General features: G+C 67.6%; 16 protein-coding genes. 8 read left to right on the forward strand and 8 right to left on the reverse strand.

What is annotated here, in order from left to right; genetic code table 11:
• Positions 1-39: 39 nt before the first annotated feature.
• On the forward strand, positions 40-633 hold the full coding sequence (locus AC5P9N_RS18075; protein WP_005409253.1) for an LOG family protein: 594 nt from the start codon (positions 40-42) through the stop codon (positions 631-633).
• Between the two features lie 19 nt (positions 634-652).
• Here AC5P9N_RS18075 and AC5P9N_RS18080 read toward each other — a convergent pair whose 3' ends face one another.
• Complete coding sequence (locus AC5P9N_RS18080; RefSeq protein ID WP_223846490.1) at positions 653-3,451, reverse strand: bifunctional diguanylate cyclase/phosphodiesterase; 2,799 nt, start codon at positions 3,449-3,451, stop codon at positions 653-655.
• A gap of 292 nt (positions 3,452-3,743) precedes the next feature.
• On the opposite strand from AC5P9N_RS18080, the gene AC5P9N_RS18085 reads away from it, so the two are divergent.
• The 5 genes from AC5P9N_RS18085 to AC5P9N_RS18105 all read left to right on the forward strand — a co-directional run bounded on the left by AC5P9N_RS18085 (position 3,744) and on the right by AC5P9N_RS18105 (position 7,942).
• Entirely contained in the window at positions 3,744-4,262 is a 519-nt protein-coding gene (locus tag AC5P9N_RS18085; protein WP_229295586.1) for an RNA polymerase sigma factor, read from the forward strand.
• Positions 4,259-5,275 (forward strand): hypothetical protein, encoded by a 1,017-nt coding sequence (locus AC5P9N_RS18090; RefSeq protein ID WP_495223873.1) that lies wholly within the window; start codon positions 4,259-4,261, stop codon positions 5,273-5,275. The genes AC5P9N_RS18085 and AC5P9N_RS18090 overlap by 4 nt, the downstream gene beginning before the upstream one ends.
• Positions 5,276-5,315: 40 nt before the next feature.
• The gene (locus tag AC5P9N_RS18095; protein WP_005409249.1) at positions 5,316-5,912 is read left to right on the forward strand and encodes an IMPACT family protein; all 597 of its coding nucleotides are present in this window, start codon (positions 5,316-5,318) and stop codon (positions 5,910-5,912) included.
• A complete protein-coding gene (locus AC5P9N_RS18100; protein WP_012479922.1) occupies positions 5,905-7,677 on the forward strand; it encodes an ABC transporter transmembrane domain-containing protein in 1,773 nt (590 codons plus the stop codon). Before AC5P9N_RS18095 ends, AC5P9N_RS18100 begins: the two co-directional genes overlap by 8 nt.
• Before the next feature lie 70 nt (positions 7,678-7,747).
• Positions 7,748-7,942, forward strand: a complete 195-nt coding sequence (locus AC5P9N_RS18105; RefSeq protein WP_099484005.1) for a hypothetical protein — start codon at positions 7,748-7,750, stop codon at positions 7,940-7,942.
• Positions 7,943-8,172: 230 nt separating this feature from the next.
• Here the strand turns inward: AC5P9N_RS18105 and AC5P9N_RS18110 are convergent, their stop codons facing one another.
• The 3 genes from AC5P9N_RS18110 to AC5P9N_RS18120 all read right to left on the reverse strand — a co-directional run bounded on the left by AC5P9N_RS18110 (position 8,173) and on the right by AC5P9N_RS18120 (position 11,973).
• Complete coding sequence (locus AC5P9N_RS18110) at positions 8,173-9,297, reverse strand: prephenate dehydrogenase (protein ID WP_099484004.1); 1,125 nt, start codon at positions 9,295-9,297, stop codon at positions 8,173-8,175.
• Positions 9,294-10,202 carry a pyridoxal kinase gene (gene pdxY, locus AC5P9N_RS18115; RefSeq protein WP_012479920.1) on the reverse strand — a complete coding sequence of 303 codons (909 nt, stop codon included), beginning with the start codon at positions 10,200-10,202 and terminating at the stop codon, positions 9,294-9,296. The genes AC5P9N_RS18110 and pdxY overlap by 4 nt, the downstream gene beginning before the upstream one ends.
• Before the next feature lie 571 nt (positions 10,203-10,773).
• Complete coding sequence (locus AC5P9N_RS18120) at positions 10,774-11,973, reverse strand: MFS transporter (RefSeq protein WP_099484003.1); 1,200 nt, start codon at positions 11,971-11,973, stop codon at positions 10,774-10,776.
• Between the two features lie 72 nt (positions 11,974-12,045).
• On the opposite strand from AC5P9N_RS18120, the gene AC5P9N_RS18125 reads away from it, so the two are divergent.
• Positions 12,046-12,843: an AraC family transcriptional regulator gene (locus tag AC5P9N_RS18125; RefSeq protein ID WP_043035461.1), complete on the forward strand. Its 798-nt coding sequence runs from the start codon at positions 12,046-12,048 to the stop codon at positions 12,841-12,843.
• Positions 12,844-12,902: 59 nt separating this feature from the next.
• Here AC5P9N_RS18125 and dnaJ read toward each other — a convergent pair whose 3' ends face one another.
• The 4 genes from dnaJ to hrcA form a co-directional block, all read right to left on the reverse strand.
• Entirely contained in the window at positions 12,903-14,027 is a 1,125-nt protein-coding gene (dnaJ, locus tag AC5P9N_RS18130; protein ID WP_005409242.1) for a molecular chaperone DnaJ, read from the reverse strand.
• Between the two features lie 154 nt (positions 14,028-14,181).
• A complete protein-coding gene (gene dnaK / locus AC5P9N_RS18135) occupies positions 14,182-16,104 on the reverse strand; it encodes a molecular chaperone DnaK (protein WP_005409241.1) in 1,923 nt (640 codons plus the stop codon).
• Between the two features lie 182 nt (positions 16,105-16,286).
• The gene (gene grpE / locus AC5P9N_RS18140; protein ID WP_005409240.1) at positions 16,287-16,802 is read right to left on the reverse strand and encodes a nucleotide exchange factor GrpE; all 516 of its coding nucleotides are present in this window, start codon (positions 16,800-16,802) and stop codon (positions 16,287-16,289) included.
• Between the two features lie 63 nt (positions 16,803-16,865).
• Positions 16,866-17,930, reverse strand: coding sequence for a heat-inducible transcriptional repressor HrcA (hrcA, locus tag AC5P9N_RS18145; RefSeq protein ID WP_005409239.1), 1,065 nt, complete (start codon positions 17,928-17,930; stop codon positions 16,866-16,868).
• Positions 17,931-18,045: 115 nt separating this feature from the next.
• Here hrcA and recN point away from each other — a divergent pair, with 115 nt between their 5' ends.
• Positions 18,046-19,707, forward strand: a complete 1,662-nt coding sequence (gene recN / locus AC5P9N_RS18150; RefSeq protein WP_099484002.1) for a DNA repair protein RecN — start codon at positions 18,046-18,048, stop codon at positions 19,705-19,707.
• Positions 19,708-19,719: the final 12 nt, after the last annotated feature.

A 19,719-nucleotide genomic window follows, 5' to 3' on the forward strand; every position in this document is an offset into this window, starting at 1 on the left:
CGGGGCGTTTTCGTTTCCGGCCAAGAGACAGGAAGATCCATGAAATCGATCTGTGTGTACTGTGGTTCCAACGCTGGCAGCAAGCCGGCCTACACCGAACGCGCCATTGCCCTGGGTGACCGCATCGCCCGCGACGGCCTGCGCCTGGTGTATGGCGGCGGCAACGTCGGCCTGATGGGAACCGTGGCCAATGCCGTGCTCGCCGCTGGCGGCGAGGTGACCGGCGTGATCCCGCGCCAGCTGGCCGACTGGGAAGTGGCGCACCGTGGCCTGACCGAACTGGAGATCGTCGGTTCGATGCATGAGCGCAAGTCGCGCATGTTCGATCTTGCCGACGGTTTCGTCGCCCTGCCCGGCGGCTTCGGCACCATGGAAGAGATCTTCGAGATGCTGACCTGGCGCCAGCTGGGCATCGGCAACAAGCCATGCGCATTCCTCGATGTGGACGGCTTCTACGCCCCGCTGATCGGCATGATCGATCGCATGGTGGAAGAACGCTTCCTGCATCCGGACCAGCGCCAGGACCTGTGGTACGGCTCGGACATCGAAGAGATGCTGGAGTGGATGAAGAACTACCAGCCGGCCCAGGCCTCGAAGTGGATCGACGAGAAGCGCCGCGCCGCCCTGCGATGATGCAGCTGCACGCGGTGGCTCAGGCCGCCGCGTGCGCCCACGGCGCGGGCCGCCCCAGCAGGTAGCCCTGGCCGTAGTCGCAGCCCAGTTCACGCAGGGTCTGCCGCTGCGCGTCGGTCTCGATGCCTTCGCCAATGGTCTCAATGCCCAGCGTGCGCGCCAGCGACAGCACGCCTTCCACCAGCGCCCGCGTACTCTGCACTTCCGGACCGTGCAGGCCGGCGATGAAGCTCTGGTCGATCTTCAGCGTGCTGATCGGGAAACGGTGCAGGTAGGACAGCGCGGAGAACCCGGTACCGAAATCGTCCAGCTGCACCTGGATGCCGCGCTCGCGCAGGCCCTGCAGGATACGCAGCGTGTGCGGGCCGTCGTCCAGCAACGCCACCTCGGTGATTTCCAGGCGCAGCCGGCGCGGATCGGCACCACAGCTGTCGAGCAGGCCGAACAGGCGATCACTGAACTCTGCCGAGCGGAAATGCCGGGGCGATACGTTCACCGAGACGTAGCCTTCGCCTCCCCGTGCCAGCCCCGCGATGACCTGCTCGTAGATCAGCCAGTCCACCTGTTCGATCAGGCCGCTCTCTTCACCCAGCTCCAGGAACGCGCCGGGCAGCAGCAGGCCACGGCGCTCATGCTGCCAGCGCAGCAGCGCCTCGTGACCGACCACTTCGCCGTCGGACAAGCGCACGATCGGCTGGTAGAACGGCACGAAATCGCGGTTGTTGATCGCACGGCGCAGGTCGGCTTCCAGGTCCAGGCTGCGCATGGCTTCTTCGCGCATGTCCTCGTCGAAGATCGCACAGCGGTCATGGCCCTGCGCCTTGGCCCGGTACATGGCCGCATCCGCATCGCGCAGCAGCTCTTCTCCGGTGCGGTAGCGCGGATTCCACAGGGCAATGCCCAGGCTGCCGGACGGAAACAGTTCGCGCCCGGCGATCCACATCGATTCCTGCAACGCCAGCAGCAGCCGCTGGCCGAAATCCAGTGCCTGCGCCAGGCCCTGCGGGCACTGCAGCAGCACAGCGAACTCATCACCGCCAAGCCGGGCCACCACATCTTCGGCACCTGCCATCGACACGATGCGCTTGGCCACTTCCACCAGCATGCGGTCGCCGGCGGCATGGCCGATGCTGTCGTTGACCAGCTTGAAGCGGTCCAGATCGAGGAACAGCACGGCGAACACCGGTCCGCCCTCGCGCTTGGCCAGCGCCAGTGAATCCTGCAGGCGATCCAGCAGGTGCAGGCGGTTGGGCAGGCCTGTCAGCGCATCGTGCATGGCCTGGTGGGTCAGGCGCTGCTCGGCACGCAGGCGCTCACCGATCTGCCCAAGCAGCTTTTCGTTGACCTCGGCCAGTTCGCGGGTGCGTTCCTCAACGCGCTTTTCCAGCTCGGCATGTGCCGAACGCAGCCGCTGCTGGTCGCGCTGGCGCGCAAGCCCGGTTCCGATGTTCTGCGCAACGAAGGTCAGCAGCCGCTGATCGTGCACGCTGAACGTGCTGTTCTCGCTGTAGCTCTGCACCACGATCGCACCCACCACCTCATCGTCGCGCAGCAACGGCACGCCCAGCCAGCAATGCGAGCGCGCGCCGGACTCGCGCACTTCACCACTGGCCAGCAGCGCATCGATCTGCGCGCGTGACGCCAGCAGCGGGCGCCGGTTGCGCACCACGTATTCGGTCAGGCCCCGGCTGAACGGCCGTGGCGCGCGGCTGGCATTGTGCTCGTCCACCGAATACACGAAGTCCAGGCCGTTGCCGGCCGGGTTGACCAGGGCGATGTAGAAATTGCGTGCGTCGAGCAGGCGCCCGACCACCCCATGCACCTGACCATAGAACTGGTCCAGGCTGTCGGCTGACATCGCCATCTCGGCGATGTTGTACAGCGCGGTCTGCAACTGTTCGGCACGGCGACGCTCGGCCACCTCATCCTGCAGGCTGCGGTTGGCGCGCTGCAGTTCCTGGGTGCGCCGCGCCACCTGCTGCTCCAGCCGCACCTGCGCCTGGCGCCGGTCCATCGCGGTCTGTACGTGCTGCGCAACGAAGCCCAGCAATGCGCGCTCGGCCTCGCCATAGCGGGCCGCCTGTTCATAGCTCTGAACCACGATGGCGCCGCAGACGCGGCCGTCGCGCAGCATCGGCACGCCCAGCCAGTCCAGGCTTTCGGGCCCACGCTGCGGGTCGTGCTCCTGTTCCATCACCTGCGCCAGCAGTCTGCGCGAGGGACCACTGAGCGGCTTGCCATGGCGCAACAGCGCCACGGTCAGGCTGCGCGGCATCTCGCTGGCGTCATGGCTCTGCGTGGGATCGGCGACGAAGTCATCGACCTGATCGGCGAAGTACAGGAAGCGTATCTGGTCGCGCACATCGTCGTATTCCACGATGTAGCAGTTCTCGGCATACATCAGCGTGCCCAGCACACCATGCACGTGGCGCAGCATCTCGGGCATTTCCAGGTCGGCACCGGCCAGATCTGCAATCTGGAACAGGGCCTGCTGCAGCCGTTCGGCCTCTTCCAGTGCCTTGATCTGGCCGGCCTGGCGGCCGCGCTGCAGCGCCAGCTCCATCGCCTGCCGGGCCAGCCCCCACCACGCGGGTGAAGGCACCGCGCCCGCAACCGACAGCAGCAGCCGCGCACCGTCATACTCCCAGCCGTGCTGGCCATCGCCGGTGGCGGGCTCCACGGACGCAGCGCTGTCAATCGCAGGCAAGGGCCAGCCCCCTCGGCCACTCCCCAGCTGCGGGTCGTCCCAGCCAACGCGGACCACGGCCGTTTCCGGCAAAAGCGCATGCAACGCGCGCACCAGCGCCGTGCTCAACACGGCCTCGTGTAGTGGCTCTTCCGCCGATTCAGCATGCGTGGACAAATGACAATCTCTTGGCGCCGTCTGTGCGTCGCCTCCCCTGAGCCGCCGAGCATAGCGCGCCACCCGGGGGGCAATGGAAGCCCGTAAACCCCGAATCGTGCGCCCGTACGTTTTTCGTGCTGTCCGTAGCTGCTTCCATGCCATGAACCTCGCCCTGCCCGCCCCTGCCACCGGCTATGCGCCACCGCCTGCAGGCCTTACCCTGTACGCCGTGGAAGCCAGCGCACTGCCAACCGATGAAGCCTTGATGCTGGCCTGGGCCGGTGGCGACCTGCGCGCGTTCGAAAGCCTGTATGGGCGCCACCGCAAGCGCCTGTTCGGCTTCCTGCTGCGGCAACTGCGCGACACCGCGCTGGCCGAGGAGATCTTCCAGGACGTCTGGCAGCGGGTGATCAGCGCCCGTGCCGGGTGGCAACCGGACGCGGCCTTCAGCACCTGGCTGTTCCGCATTGCCCACAACCGCCTGAACGACCATTGGCGCGCCGCCCGCCACCGCCCGGCTGCCCCGGCCGATGCCGATCTGCGCCTGGCCGCGATCGAGGATGGGCAGACCCCGGAAGGCGAGCTTTCCGAATTCGAACAACGTCGCCGCATCCAGCTGGCGATGGAACAACTGCCGCCTGAGCAGCGCGAAGTGCTGCAACTGCGGCTGGATCAGGAACTGAGCCTGGAGGAGATCGGCCAGATCACCGGCGTAGGCCGGGAAACCGTGAAATCGCGGCTGCGCTATGCGATGGACAAGCTGCGTGCGGGATTGAACGCATGAACCGAGACGAACCGCTGACGCCGGAAGAACGCGAGCTGGCCCGGCTGCTCGGCCGTCGCGCCGAGCAGGCTCCGCCCGCCGCACTGGACGCTGCCATCCTGGCCGCAGCCCGCGCTGCCGTGGACGCGCCGGCGGCCGATGCGGTCGCCTCTCCCGAGGCGCCGCGCACGCAGCGCACACGCCCGCGTTGGCCGGCGGTGTTCGGCATCGCCGCCTCGATGGTGTTTGCCATCGGCATCGCCTGGCAGCTGCGTCCGGAACCGCCGCCGGTTCCGGCCGGTGAGGCCGCTGTTGCTGCGGCACCGGCAGCGGCAGAAGACGTTGCGGCTGCCGATCAGGCCGCTGACCGCAGTGCAGCCGACAGCGCTGTGGCGGCCGCCCAACCAAGCGCTGCGCCCGCAGCACCCGAGGCCGCCCCTGTTGCCGCTGCCCCGGCACCGTCCATCGCACGCGCGCCCGAGCCGGCGCCGGCCGAAACCGCTGAAGCGCCGGCCCAGGCTGCACGATCGATGGCTGCGGATGCGTCCGCCGATACCGCCTTTGCGGCCCTCCCGCCGGCGCCGACGGCAGCACCGGCAGCGCCGGCAGCAGCGCCGCCTGCGCCACCGGCACCCGCCGCCTACTCGGCACCTGCACCGGCATTCGCGCCGGCAGCGTCCGGGGCACTGAAAGCACGCACGGCCGCGGCACCTGCACCGGCAGCCAATGCCGCCGAGGTCGAGCGGGCGGAGGCGCTGGATCGGGTGGAGATCACCTCGATGAAGCGTGAGGCTCCCAGCCGTTCGGCTCCGGGCATCATGCGCCGCGGCAGCGATGCGGGCCTGAGCGCGGATACCGTGCAGGCCGAGGTGGACGCCGACGCGCGCCTGCCACGCCGGCAGTGGCTGCAGAAAATCCGCGAGCGCCGTGACCAGGACCAGCGCGACCTCGCCCGCGCCAGCCTGGAGCGCTACATCCAGCAATATCCGGAAGCGCGCCTGCCGCGCGACCTGCGCCCGCTGCTGGACGACTGAAACGGGCGGGGGTACCCGGCAACACCGTAGAATGGCGGGAATGCTCGATACCCTCGCCCAGCCCGTCAGCCACACGCTGGAAGTCAAACACAGCCGTTTCATCGCCCATGCCGCGCCGATCGACGGCGCCCCCGCAGCGCTGGCGTTCCTGCAACAGGTTGCCGTGGCCGACGCCACGCACAACTGCTGGGCCTACCGGCATGGCCAGGACTACCGCTCCAGCGATGATGGCGAGCCGGCAGGCACCGCCGGGCGGCCGATCCTGGCCGCGATCGACGGGCAGGGCTTCGACCGGGTGATGGTGGTGGTGACGCGCTGGTTCGGTGGCATCAAGCTCGGCGCCGGCGGTCTGGTCCGGGCGTACGGTGGCGCCGCCGCAGAATGCCTGCGCACCGCGCCGCGGCTGGCGCTGGTCGCCATGGCACGGCTGCAGCTGCAGGCCGGCTTCGAAGACCTGGGCACCCTGCATGCGGCCCTTCCGGGGTTCGGCGCGGAGAAGCGCGATGAACAGTTCGACGCGAACGGGGTGTGCCTGCGGGTCGAATTGCCGGCCGATCAGGTCGACGCATTGAAAATCCGCCTGCGCGACGCCACTCGTGACCGTATCCGCATAGAAGACGACCACCAGGATGACTGACAAGGACGGCGCCCCCGCCTCGCCCCCGCCGCTGCGCCGCCTTGGCAGCCTGCGCACGCTATGGCCGTTCGTGCGCCGCCACAGTGGCCTGTTCACCGCCTGGCTGATGGCCCTGGCGGTGTCTTCGGCGGCCACGCTGAGCCTGCCGCCGGCGGTCAAGCAGATGATCGACCATGGCTTCAGCAGCGGCGGCCAGATCAACCGTGCCTTCGCCCTGCTGATGCTGGTGGCCGTGGTGCTGGCCCTGGCCACCGCCGCGCGCTTCTACTTCGTGTCGCTGCTGGGCGAAAAGGTCGTGGCTGACCTGCGCAGCCGCCTCTACGCACACCTCATCCAGCTCGGTGCCGGCTTCCATGACCGCAGCCGCAGCGGTGAGCTGGTCTCGCGCCTGACCGCCGACAGTGAGCTGCTGCGCAGCGTGGTCGGCTCGACCATGTCGGTGGCATTGCGCAGCAGCGTCACGGTGGTCGGCAGCCTGGCGATGCTGTTCGTCACCAGCCCGCGGCTGGCGGCGTGGTCGCTGCTGGGTATTCCGCTTGCGGTATTGCCGATCATCATCGGTGCGCGCAAGCTGCGCACCGTCGCGCGCAGCAGCCAGGACCGCATCGCCGATGCGAACAGCCTGGCCAGCGAGACCCTGGGCGCCGTAAGGACGGTGCAGGCGCATGCACGCGAACCCTACGAGCGCGGCCGCTTCGACCATGCACTGGGCGATGCCATCAAGGCCGCCCGCCGCCGCATCGGTGCGCAGTCGCTGGTCACCGCCAGCGCCATCCTGCTGGTGTTCGGCGCCATCGTCGGCGTGCTGTGGCTGGGCGCGCACGATGTCATCGACGGCCGCCTCAGCGCAGGCACCCTTGGCCAGTTCGTGCTGTACGCGCTGATCGGTGGTGGCTCGGTCGGTGCGCTGGCCGAAGTCTGGAACGAACTGCAGCGCGCGGCCGGCGGCATGGGCCGCATCGGCGAACTGCTGCAGGAAGACATCGAGATCCGCGCGCCGGCGCAGCCGCACGTGCTGCCGCAGCCGCTGCGGGGCGAGATCCGGTTCGACGACGTGGTGTTCCATTACCCGCAGCGGCCAGACCAGGCGGCGCTGGACCATTTCAGCCTGCACGTGCGCCCGGGCGAGACCGTGGCCCTGGTTGGCCCGTCCGGCGCAGGCAAGAGCACGGTGCTGTCGATGCTGCTGCGCTTCCACGATCCGGCCAGTGGCCGCATCTGCGTGGATGGCATCGACGTGCGCCAGGTCGACCCGGCCGAACTGCGCGGACAGCTGGCGCTGGTTCCGCAGCAGCCGACGCTGTTTGCCGCCAGCGCGCGCGACAACATCCGCTATGGCCGCCTGCAGGCCAGCGACAGCGAGGTGGAAGATGCCGCACGCGCCGCCGAGGCGGACGGATTCCTGCGCGCGTTGCCGCAGGGCTATGACAGTGAGCTGGGCGAGCGCGGCGCCCGCCTGTCCGGTGGCCAGCAGCAGCGTGTGGCGATTGCCCGCGCACTGCTGAAGGACGCGCCGATCCTGCTGCTGGACGAAGCCACCAGCGCGTTGGACGCGCAGAGCGAGCACAGCGTGCAGCAGGCGCTGGAGCGGCTGATGGCCGGCCGCACCACGCTGGTCATTGCCCACCGCCTGGCCACTGTGCTCAAGGCCGACCGCATCGTGGTGATGGACCAGGGCCGCATCGTCGCCGAGGGCACGCACGCGCAGCTGCTGGCCGAAGGCGGACTGTACGCTGAACTTGCACGCCTGCAGTTCATCGATTGATGACGTCCGCCTAACATCGGCGCGGCCAAGCTGGCCGCGCAACAGCAGCATCCGCTGAAGGAGGTGCACGATGTCGTTCCGTCAGTTCCCCGCCGTCGACAGCAACGGCGAAAGCCACATCATCATCGAGTTCAAGCCCGAGGCGAATAGCAGCGGGCACCATTCCGAAGCCACGCCACGCTACGAGCTGGATGATGGACGGCCGCTGGTTCGCGACGGCCGCGAGTTCACCACCAGTGGCGGTGAGCTGAGGCTGACGATCTGAGGTTCGCCGGGCATGGCCCGGCGCCACCGGATTTCGTACCGCTCCGCTCTGGTGGGTGTCGACCTTGGTCGACACGCTTTTTGCCAAAGGCGGTCGAGCATGGCTCGACCCTACAAAAAGCGTGATCAATTTTTGACCAAGCATCTTGACAGCCTTTACTACCAAGGGCTGAGCGAGGTTATCCACACCTTTGCTCAGAAACCATCCACACCGCCTGTGGATGAATGTGCTCAGCCCAGCACCCGCCCGATGCCGCTGGCGTCCACTTCGGCGGCCGCGCGACTGATCGCCCCCGGATCGCTGCCGGCCACGAACCCGATCCGGAAATGCACTTCGCCCCCAGGCGTGCGCGAGGAATGGATCGAGGACAGGCTGATGCGGTGCTGCTCGAACACGTTCAGCAGCTCACGCAGTGAGCCCGGCCGGTCTTCCGGCAGGTGCACCGACAACGCATTGCGCTCGGTCAGGTCAGCCAGCAGATAGCCCACGCGTTCAAAGGTGTAGTTGCCCTCGGCCAGTGCCTGCTCGCCGAAGGCACTGCGGTTGGCCGACAGCAGCCCCTCACGGAATGCATCGCGTGCAGTGTCGTCGCCCTGCCCGACCTGGGCCTGCAGGGTCTGCAGCTGGCCGACCAAGCGCTCCAGCATCGGCGCCACGTACGGGTTGCCGAACTGGATGTCCTCGTAGATCGCGGGGTTCAGCGACAGGATGCGCGAGATGATCGCCGTATCCAGTTCGAACGATGCCGACCGGTACGGCATCATCGCGGCCAGGTCGCCCAGCTGCGGCTGGTACTGGCGCAGCACGCCGGCCTGGGCCAGGTGGGTGGCATGCACCATCGCCTGTACCAGCGCCATCATCTGGTCGTGATGCTGTGGCGTGGCCCGCACGCACTCAGCCTGCAGCGCCGTGCACAGCGAATCGACCCATGGCTGCCAGTGCCGCAGCCGCGCTTCGCAGACCACCATCACCCGACCCTTCAGGGTCGGCGCTTTCGGTGGCGCGGTCATCGGGTGCAGCCCGACCACCTCGGCCTGCGAGGCCAGCATCGCCTGCACCGGTGCCTCCTTCACCGAGGTCACGTCCAGCCACAGCCGGTCCTTCTCGCGGCCGGCCGACTGCCGCACGTACTCGGCGATCAACGCCGGCGTATGCCGGATCGGCGCCGAGAACACCAGCACATCGGCCTGCGCGAGCAGCTGTTCCGGCGTATGCGAGCCCGGATCAGCCGGATCATGGCCGATTACCCGCAGCTGCATGTGCTGCTGGAAGAAGCGGGTCAGCCAGCGCCCGTAGGCGCCGGCACTGCCGACGATGCCGACCGTGCGCGGCGTGCGTTCGAGCAGGCCGCTCATGCCACGCGTTCGGCGCGGAAGCGCGTCCCCTCGGCCAGCGCGGCAGGCGCTGCAGCGATCACGTCGAATTCTTCGAAGCCGTTGTCCAGGGTCGCCTCCAGGGCCGCGTGGGTGCCGGCAATCGCACGCGAGATCGCCTGCTGCATCGATTCGCCGCGCAGCAGGAACGACACCACCAGCGACATCAGCACATCACCCGTACCGGCCACGTCCACCGGCAGCAGGGGCGAGGTCCAGCGCCAGGTCTCCTCGCGGCCGACAGCCAGGGTCACCAGTTCACCCGGGGTGCCGCCCACGCTGTGCGCGATCACCCAGTGCGGGCCACGATCCAGCAGCGTGCGTGCGGCGGCGATGGCATCGGCCTCGGCGAGCGCCGGCATGCCGGTGAGGCGATTGAGTTCAAAGGCGTTCGGGGTCACCAGCCAGGCATGCGGCAGCAGGCGCTCGGCGAAGATCGCTTCCAGGCCCGGTTCCACGTAGGGGCCGGTATGGGTATCACCAATCACCGGATCCAGGCAGTAACGCAGCTGCGGGCAGGCCGGCAGGATGTCGTCCAGCCAGTCGGCGAAGGCGGCACCGTTGGAGGTGCTGCCGAAGTAGCCGGACACCAGCATCTTCGCCCGCTGCGGCAGGCCGCGCTCGTGGGTGCCGAGCAGCAGGTCGGCGAACCAGTCGGCGGGCAGCACGCGACCGCGCGTGGTGTCGTAGAACGGCGCGTTGCTGAGCAACACGGTCGGAATTTCTGCTACGCGCACGCCGAGAGCGCGCATCGGCGGCACGGCGGCGCTGTTGCCGGCGTGGCCGTAGACAAGTTGCGACTGGACCGAGATGACATCGATCGGCGACGGGCCGTCGGGCCGCTGGCGGCGGCCGTGGACCAGGTGGTTATCAAGGGATTCGCTCATGGCCGCATTCTACGCCCGGTGGGCGGTTCGGCAGGGCTTGCAGCCCTGCACCTGCAGAATCAACGTCAACATCAAAAGCCAGAGCGGGCTGTCCGTGGGATGGCGGGGCGGTGTGGGTGGTCAGGACACGCCGTAAACCCATCCATGGGGGCTCGATGGCGCCATCCATGGCGCCAACGGTCCTGCGCACCCACACCGCCCCACCTTCGACAGTTGGCCGACAGCTACTGGTGGGTGCCGACCGTTGGTCGGCACATCTGTCGGATACCGAATGAATTCGTCCACGCATGGCGTGGCTCTACTGGCAACTGCGGCTGTTGGTAGGTGTCGTCCGTTGATCGACACGTCTGTCAAATATCGATATCCGACCCCGTGCCGACCAACGGTCGGCACCCACCAAAGCAGAACGCTGTTCCGACAGATCGCGGAAAACGGCGCGACCGAGCTACATGGACGTACTTGCAGTGTCCCCCTCAACCGACCCCACCCCGCCAATCCACGGATAGCACGCTTTGGCTTTTGCCGTTGCCTCTGCGGGTGCAGGGCGCAGCCCTGCAAAAAGAAGCACCCCTCAGTGAACAGCAGGCCGCGACGGCGGCAGCCACGCCGCCACGATGCCGAGCAGCGGCAGGAACGCAGTCAACTGGTAGACGTACTCGATGCTGGTCTTGTCCGCCAGCAGGCCGAGCACGGCAGCACCCAGTCCACCCATGCCGAACGCAAAGCCGAAGAACAGGCCGGACACCATGCCGATGCGGTGCGGCATCATTTCCTGTGCGTACACCACGATCGCCGAGAACGCCGACGACAACACGAAACCGATCAGCACCGCCAGCACCGTGGTCCAGAACAGATCGGCATGCGGCAGCATCAGTGCGAACGGTGCAAGGCCCAGGATCGAGGTCCAGATGATCGGCTTGCGGCCGATGCGATCGCCCAGCGGGCCACCGAGGAAGCCGCCGGCGGCGGACGCCACCAGGAATGCGAACAGATGCAGCTGCGCCTGTGCCACCGGAATGCCGAAGTGGTGGATCAGGTAGAAGGTGAAGTAGCTGCCGATGCTGGCCATGTAGAAGTACTTGCTGAAGATCAGCACCAGCAGGATCGCCAGCACCTTGGCCACGGTGCGCGGGGGATGGCGCGGCGCCATCGAGGCGGTGCTGGCCGGGCGCGGGGTGCCCAGGTGCAGCGCGTACCAGCGGCCGACATAGGTCAGCAGTGCAATGCCGATCAGCGCGGCGCCGGCAAACCACGACGCGGCATGCTGGCCATGCGGCACGATCACCGCTGCAGCAATCAATGGACCGAGCGCGGTACCGAAATTGCCGCCCACCTGGAACACCGACTGTGCGAAGCCATGGCGGCCACCCGAGGCCAGCCGCGCAATGCGCGATGCTTCCGGATGGAAAATGGCCGAACCAATGCCGACCATCGCCGCAGCCATCAGCACCACCGCATAGTTCGGCGCGAAGCCGAGCAGCAGCATGCCGCACAGGGTCGAGGCCATGCCGATCGGCAGCGAGTACGGCGCCGGGCGACGGTCGGTGGCGGCGCCAACCAGTGGCTGGAAGATCGAAGCGGTCAGCTGGTAGGTCAGCGTGATCAGGCCGATCTGGGTGAAGCTCAGGTTGAAGCCGCCCTTGATCACTGGATAGATGGCCAGGATCAGCGACTGCATCATGTCGTTGACGACATGCGAGGTGGAAATAGCTGCCAGCACACCGGGAGCCACCGGACGTGAGGTCGTTGCGGGAGAAGCCAAGGCGGACATGGACGCAGTCAGGTTGGGGGCGAGCCACGCATGCTACGGTTGCCCTCCCCTCCCTTCTGCCGCGTTCGGGTCATGGCCTATCGCAAAAAGGACATTGCCGGCGATGTCGACCCGGCTGCGCCGTGGCGTGATGTGCCACTGCATCGTCCGGTCACCTACCGGGTTACCCAGTACCCGGCAGGCACCCATATCGCAGGCCACAAGCACCAGCGCCACCAGCTGGTCTATGCCATCTCGGGGCTGATGGTGGTGCGCTCGGAAGTCGGTCGCTGGGTCGTGCCCTCCACCCGTGCGATCTGGATGCCGGCGGGCATGGTGCACGCGGTGGACTGCATTGCCGCCGTGCACATGCGCAGCCTGTACATCGATCCGTCGTTCGCCCCGCAGTTGCCGGCCGAACCGTTCGCGGTACAGGTGGCACCGCTGCTGCGCGAACTGCTGCAGGCAGCCACCCTGATCAAGGGCGAGCACATCGAAGACAGCCGCGATGGCCGCGTGGTGCGCCTGCTGCTGGACGAACTGCATCGCATGGACGTGCTCCCGCTGCACCTGCCCTCGCCCACCGACCCGCGCCTGCAGCGGATCTGCCAGCACATCCAGAAGCACCCCGGCGATGACGCCACGCTGCAGGACTGGGCACAGGCGCTGGAAGTGGACGTGAAAACCATCCAGCGCCACTTCGCCCACGAGCTGGGCATGACCTTCGGCCAGTGGCGACAGCAGGCGCGACTGCTGGCCGCATTGGAGCGGCTGGCGGTCGGCGACAAGGTCATCGATGTCGCGCTGGCGATGGGCTACGACAGCCCCAGCGCGTTCACCAGCATGTTCAAGCGCCAGCTGGGGCAGACGCCGGCGGCGTTTTTCCGCTGATCGCAAACGAAAACGCCGGGCATGGCCCGGCGCTACCGTTCAACACTTGCGTTGAAAACTCAGGACGTCATCCGGTCCCAGAAGCCCTTCACGCCATCCATGAAGGTGGCCGACTTCGGCGAATGCTTGCGTGCTTCCTCGCCGACGAAGGTGGCTTCGAACTGTTCCAGCAGCTTGCGCTGCTCAGGGGTGAGGTTGACCGGAGTCTCCACCACCACGCGGCAGTACAGGTCGCCCTCGCTGCGGCTGCGCACCGAACGCACGCCCTTGCCGCGCAGGCGGAACAGCTTGCCGGTCTGGGTCTCGGCCGGAATGCGGATCTCCGCTTCGCCGCCGAGGGTGGCCACGCGCACGGTGTCACCCAGTGCCGCCTGCGAGATGCGGATCGGCACTTCGCAGTGCAGGTCGTCGCCATCGCGCTGGAAGATCGCATGCTCGCGCACGCGCACTTCCACGTACAGGTCGCCCGGTGGCGTACCGGCCGGACCGGCTTCGCCCTCGCCCTGCAGGCGGATGCGGTCGCCGGTATCGACGCCGGCCGGCACCTTCACCGACAGCACCTTGTCTTCCTCGACACGGCCGTTGCCGTGGCAGGTCTTGCAGGGCTTGGCGATGATCTGGCCACGGCCGCCGCAGTTGTGGCAGGCCTGCTGCATGGCGAAGATGCCGCGCTGGATGCGCACCTGGCCGCGGCCATGGCACACATTGCAGGTTTCGACCTTGCCGTCTTCCGAGCCACTGCCATCGCAGTCGCCGCACTCGGCCAGGGTCGGAATCTCGATGCGGCGCTCGACGCCGCGCACGGCTTCTTCCAGGTCCAGCTCCATCACGTAGCCGATATCGGCGCCGCGACGCGCCTGGCGCGGACCACCGCCACCGCCGCCAAAGATGTTGCCGAAGATATCGCCGAAGATATCGTTCATGTCCGGGCCGCCCGGCCCGCCGCCGCCCATGCCGTGCTCGAACGCCGCGTGGCCATGGCTGTCGTACATGCGGCGCTTGTTGCCGTCGGACAGCACTTCGTAGGCTTCCTTGCACTCCTTGAAGGAGGCTTCGGCCGCCGCATCACCCGGGTTGCGGTCCGGGTGGAACTTCATCGCGCAGCGACGGTACGCCTTCTTCAGCTCGTCGTCGGTGGCGGTGCGGGCAACGCCCAGCACTTCGTAATAATCGCGCTTGCTCATATCGTGGATCTGGTTCCGGAAAGTCGGGATTCGTCAAAGCGGAAGAGCGGAACCAGGTCCGCTCTTGCGTCGGGCGCCCCGACACGCCGGTGGGCGGTCAGGACCCTGATGCGACAACGGGACGCTGGTGGCCAGCGTCCCGTGTCGGTCCGGATCAGGACTTCTTGTCGTCCTTGACTTCGGTGAACTCGGCGTCGACCACGTCGTCCTGCGCCTTGCCGGCATTGCCGGCGTCGGCACCCGGGGCACCGCCCTGGTCGGCCGAAGCAGCGGCGAACAGCGACTGGCCAGCTTCTTCCAGTGCCTTCGACTTGGCTTCGATCTGTGCCTTGTCGTCACCCTTCATCGCGGTTTCCAGGTCGGCCAGGGCCGCCTCGACCTTGCCGATGACATCGCCGCCGACCTTGCTGCCGTGCTCGGTGATGGCGCTGCGGGTGCCGTGGATCAGGGCGTCGGCCTGGTTGCGGGCCTGCACCAGTTCCTGGAACTTCTTGTCTTCTTCGCGGTTGGCTTCCGCGTCGGCGACCATGCGCGCGATCTCTTCCTCGGACAGGCCCGAACCGGCCTTGATCTCGACCTTCTGTTCCTTGTTGGTCTTCTTGTCCTTGGCCGACACGTGCAGGATGCCGTTGGCGTCGATGTCGAAGGACACTTCCACCTGCGGCAGGCCACGCGGGGCCGGCTCGATGCCGGACAGGTCGAACTTGGCCAGCGACTTGTTGAAGCGGGCCTGTTCGCGCTCACCCTGCAGCACGTGCACGGTCACGGCCGACTGGTTGTCCTCGGCGGTGGAGAACACCTGCGAGGCCTTGGTCGGGATGGTGGTGTTCTTCTCGATGATCTTGGTGAACACGCCGCCCATGGTCTCGATGCCCAGCGACAGCGGGGTCACGTCCAGCAGCAGCACGTCCTTGACGTCGCCGCCCAGCACGCCGCCCTGGATCGCAGCACCCAGTGCCACGGCTTCGTCCGGGTTGACGTCCTTGCGCGGTTCCTTGCCGAAGAACTCGGTCACCGCCTGCTGCACCTTCGGCATGCGGGTCTGGCCGCCGACCAGGATCACTTCGCTGATGTCGCTCGAACGCAGGCCGGCATCGTTCAGGGCGACGCGGCACGGCTCGATCGACTTCTTGATCAGGTCGTCCACCAGGGCTTCCAGCTTGGCGCGGGTCAGCTTGATGTTCAGGTGCTTCGGACCCGACGCGTCAGCGGTGACGTACGGCAGGTTCACTTCGGTCTGCTGGGCGCTGGACAGCTCGATCTTGGCGCGCTCGGCAGCATCCTTCAGGCGCTGCAGGGCCAGCGGATCCTTGCGCAGGTCGATGCCCTGGTCCTTGTTGAACTCTTCAACCAGGTACTCGATGACGCGGTTGTCGAAGTCTTCGCCACCCAGGAAGGTGTCGCCGTTGGTGGCCAGCACTTCGAACTGCTTTTCACCGTCGACGTTGGCGATCTCGATCACCGAGACGTCGAAGGTGCCGCCGCCCAGGTCGTACACCACGATCTTGCGATCCTTGTTGTCGCCCTTGTCCAGGCCGTAGGCCAGCGCGGCCGCGGTCGGCTCGTTGATGATGCGCTTGACGTCCAGGCCGGCGATGCGGCCGGCGTCCTTGGTTGCCTGGCGCTGGCTGTCGTTGAAGTAGGCCGGCACGGTGATGACCGCTTCGGTGACCTTCTCACCGAGAAAGTCCTCGGCGGTCTTCTTCATCTTTTCCAGCACCTTGGCCGAGATTTCCTGCGGGGCCATCTTCTTGCCGTCGCTGGTGGCCACCCAGGCGTCGCCATTGTCATGGGCCAGGATGCTGTACGGGACGTGCGCGATGTCCTTCTGCACTTCGGCGTCGGTGAACTTGCGGCCGATCAGGCGCTTCACCGCGTAGAAGGTGTTCTTCGGGTTGGTCACGGCCTGGCGCTTGGCCGAGGCGCCGACCAGGACTTCGCCGTCCTTGGTGTAGGCGACGATTGACGGGGTGGTGCGATCGCCTTCCGAATTCTCGATGACGCGGGCCTTGCCGCCGTCCATGATCGCCACGCACGAGTTGGTGGTGCCGAGGTCGATACCAATGATCTTGCCCATGGGGGAGACTCCTGAGGATGCTTGTTGGTGTCAGTCCGGCCGTTCGGCCGGTGGATGAATACGATGTGGGGGAGGCTCGTGGAACATTCAAGCCGTCTCCCGAACGCTGTGTTCAGCGCCTGGAAAACCTTGCCAGGCATGGCCTGGCACAACCGGGACCGGGCAAAGCCCGGCCTGGTCCATCAATCGGCGGCCACCACCACCAGCGCCGGCCGCAGCAGGCGCTCGTTGAGCAGGTAGCCCTTCTGGAACACGGTCACCACGCTGCCCGGGGCGGCGCCCGGCGTCGGCACCTGGCTGATGGCCTGGTGGTGTTCCGGGTTGAACGGCTGGCCGATCGGGTCCAGCAGGACCAGTCCGTTGTCGGCGGCCACCTTCAGCAGCTGCTTGTAGGTCAGCTCCAGGCCTTCGCGCAGCGGGTGCGGGTCGTCGCCGGCGGCCTTCAGGCCGGCATCCAGGCTGTCGAACACGGGGAGCAGATCGCCCAGCAGCTTCTCGTTGGCGAACTTGCGGGCCTGTTCGATGTCACGGGCAACGCGCTTGCGCTGGTTCTCCAGGTCGGCGCGCTCACGCAGGGCATCGGCCTTGACCTGTTCGATTTCGGCGCGCAGGCGCTCGACTTCGTCGTTGACGCCGGCGGTGGCGGCCGCATCGGCGGCACTCTGCTGGGATTCGATATCTGGCTGTTCGTGGTTCATGTCTGGGTCCCTGGCGGTCAATCTCCGCCTCCACCCACCCTAGTGTGGGCGGGATGCTGCGTTTCAAGCGTCGGATGTTCCCGGCGGGCGGCCGGCTGGCGAAAACGCCGCGCCCAGTACATCGGCGGTAGCCTGGACCAGCGGGATCACGCGGTCGTAGGCCATCCGCTTGGGGCCGATCACCCCCAGCACGCCCAGCACCTGGCCATTGGCCGTGTAAGGGGCAGTGACCAGCGAGACGCCCTGCAGCGGCATCATCCCGGTCTCCTCGCCGATGAAGATGCGCACGCCGGGCGCCTGGATGGTCCGCTCCAGCAGCTGCAGGATCTCCCGCTTGCTGGAGAACAGCTCGAACAGCTCGCGCAGGCGCTCCAGGTCGGACAGGTCCTGCACCCCCATCAGGCGGGTCTGGCCGGCCACCAGCATGTCGTCGGCCGCCGGCTGCAGGGCCTGCTCGGCCAGCTCGATGCTGTGCGCCAGCAGCTGTTCCAGCTCGGAGCGGGCATCGCGCAGTTCCAGCAGCAGTCGGGTGCGGATCTCGGCCATCGGCAGGCCGGCGAAATGGGCATTGAGGTAGTTCGCGACCTGCTCCAGCTGGCCCGGCGCGAACTCCTGCCGGGTCTCGATGACGCGGTTCTGCACCTCGTTGTCGGCAAACACCAGGATCGCCAGCACCCGGCGCCCGTCCAGCGCCACGAAGTCGATCTGGCGGAAGGCGAACTGCTCGCGTCGCGGCGCGCTGACCACGCCGACGAAGTGGCTCATCGCCGACAACAGCTCCGAGGCGCTGCCGAGCAGGGCCTGGGTGCTGCCGCCGCCAGCCAGTTCCTGGCGCAACCGGGCCAGCTCGCCTTCGCCCGGCGGCTGCATCTGCAGCAGGCTGTCGACGAAGACCCGGTAGCCATGTGCGGTCGGGACGCGCCCGGCGGAGGTGTGCGGCGAGGCCAGCAGCCCCAGGTCTTCCAGGTCACCCAGGATGTTGCGGATGGTGGCCGGACTGACCTCCAGCCCGGCCACGCGCGCCAGCGTCTGCGAGCCGACCGGCTCGCCGTCCTGGATGTAACGCGCGATCAGCGTGCGCAGCAGATGGCGCGCACGCGGGGCAAGCTGGTCGGGAGAACCGTGCATGGAATCAACCTGTGAGACACGGACACTAGATAATGGCGGCGCATCACCTTGGCAAGTCATTGGACCTCCCTCGCCCGCGTGCTAGCGTTGCGCGGCTGCTGATACCCCCTTACCCATGCTCAGACATCTTTCGATCAAGGATTTCGCCGTCGTCCGCGCCACCGAACTGGAGTTCGGGCCAGGCATGACCGTGGTTTCAGGCGAGACCGGCGCCGGCAAGTCGCTGATGGTCGACGCGCTGGGCTTCCTGTCCGGCCTGCGCGCCGACAGCGGCGTGGTCCGCCACGGCGCCGCGCGCGCCGAGCTTTCGGCCGAGTTTGCGCTGGAGCAGCTGCAGGCTGCACGCCAGTGGCTGGCCGACAACGAGCTGGACGACGAGGAGCAGTGCCAGCTGCGCCGGGTCATCCGCGCCGATGGCGGTTCGCGGGCCTGGATCAACGGCCGCCCGGTGACCCTGGCGCAACTGGGCGACCTGGCCTCGCTGCTGGTGGAGATCCACGGACAGCACGAACAGCAGGCCCTGCTGACGCGCCCGTCGCAGCTGGCCCTGCTCGACGCCTATGCGCGCAACGAGAACGAACGCCGCCAGGTGCGACGCGCCGCCGCGGCCTGGCAGGCATTGGTCGATGAATCGCTGGCGCTGTCGCAACAGGGCGACGTCAGTGACCGGATCGGCTTCCTGGAGCACCAGCTGCGCGAGCTGGACCGTGAAGACCTGGAGCCGGAGTCGATTGCCGCACTCGGCGCCAGCCACCGCCGCCAGGCCCATGCCAGCGCCCTGCTGAGCGCCTGCCAGGCCGCCAGCAACCAGCTCAACGGCGACGACGGCAGCTCCGCGCTGGACCTGCTGCAGCAGGTGCGCCACGAGCTGTCGCGCCTGATCGAGCACGACCCGCGCCTGGGCGAGGTGGATGGCCTGATCGAGAACGCTTCGATCCAGCTGCACGAAGCCCTGTCGCTGCTGGATCGGGTGCATGACGACCTCGACGCCGACCCGGAACAGTTCGAGGAGAACGAGCGCCGCCTCGGCCGTCTGCACGACCTGGCCCGCAAGCACCGCGTGCCGATGGACGAGCTGGGTGCGCAGCGCGAGCGCATGCACGCCGAAGTGGAACAGCTGCGCGGCGCCGACGAACGCCTGCAGCGCCTGGCCGGCGAGATCGACAAGGCCGCCGCCGCCTGGCGCGCACAGGCCGAAGTGCTGACCGCCAGCCGTCGCAACGCTGCTGCCGAGCTGTCGGCCACCACCACCGGCATCATCGCAGAGCTGGGCATGGGCGGCGGCCAGTTCCTGATCGAGCTGGAACCGCAGGACGCCGCCAAGCCCGACCCGCAGGGTGCCGAGCGCGTGGAATTCCTGGTCGCAGCCAATGCCGGCCAGCCGCCGCGCGCCCTGCGCAAGGTGGCCTCCGGCGGCGAACTGTCACGCATCTCGCTGGCCATCGAAGTGGCCGCGCTGGACCTGGATGCAGTACCGACCATGGTGTTCGACGAAGTCGACTCCGGCATCGGCGGCGCGGTAGCCGACATCGTCGGCCAGAAGCTGCGCGCGCTCGGCGAGAAGCGCCAGGTGCTGTGCGTGACCCACCTGCCGCAGGTTGCCTCCAAGGGCCATGCCCATTACCGGGTCAGCAAGGGCCCGGTGGAAGGCATGACCCAGAGCGCCGTGGAAAAGCTGGACAGCAAGGCGCGCGAGGAAGAGCTGGCACGCATGCTCGGCGGCGTGGAAGTGAGCAAGGAAGCGCGCGCCGCCGCGCGCAAGCTGCTGCAGCCCTGAGGCCGGCACTAC

The organism is Stenotrophomonas sp. YJH_SMC_6 (genome assembly GCF_059371335.1).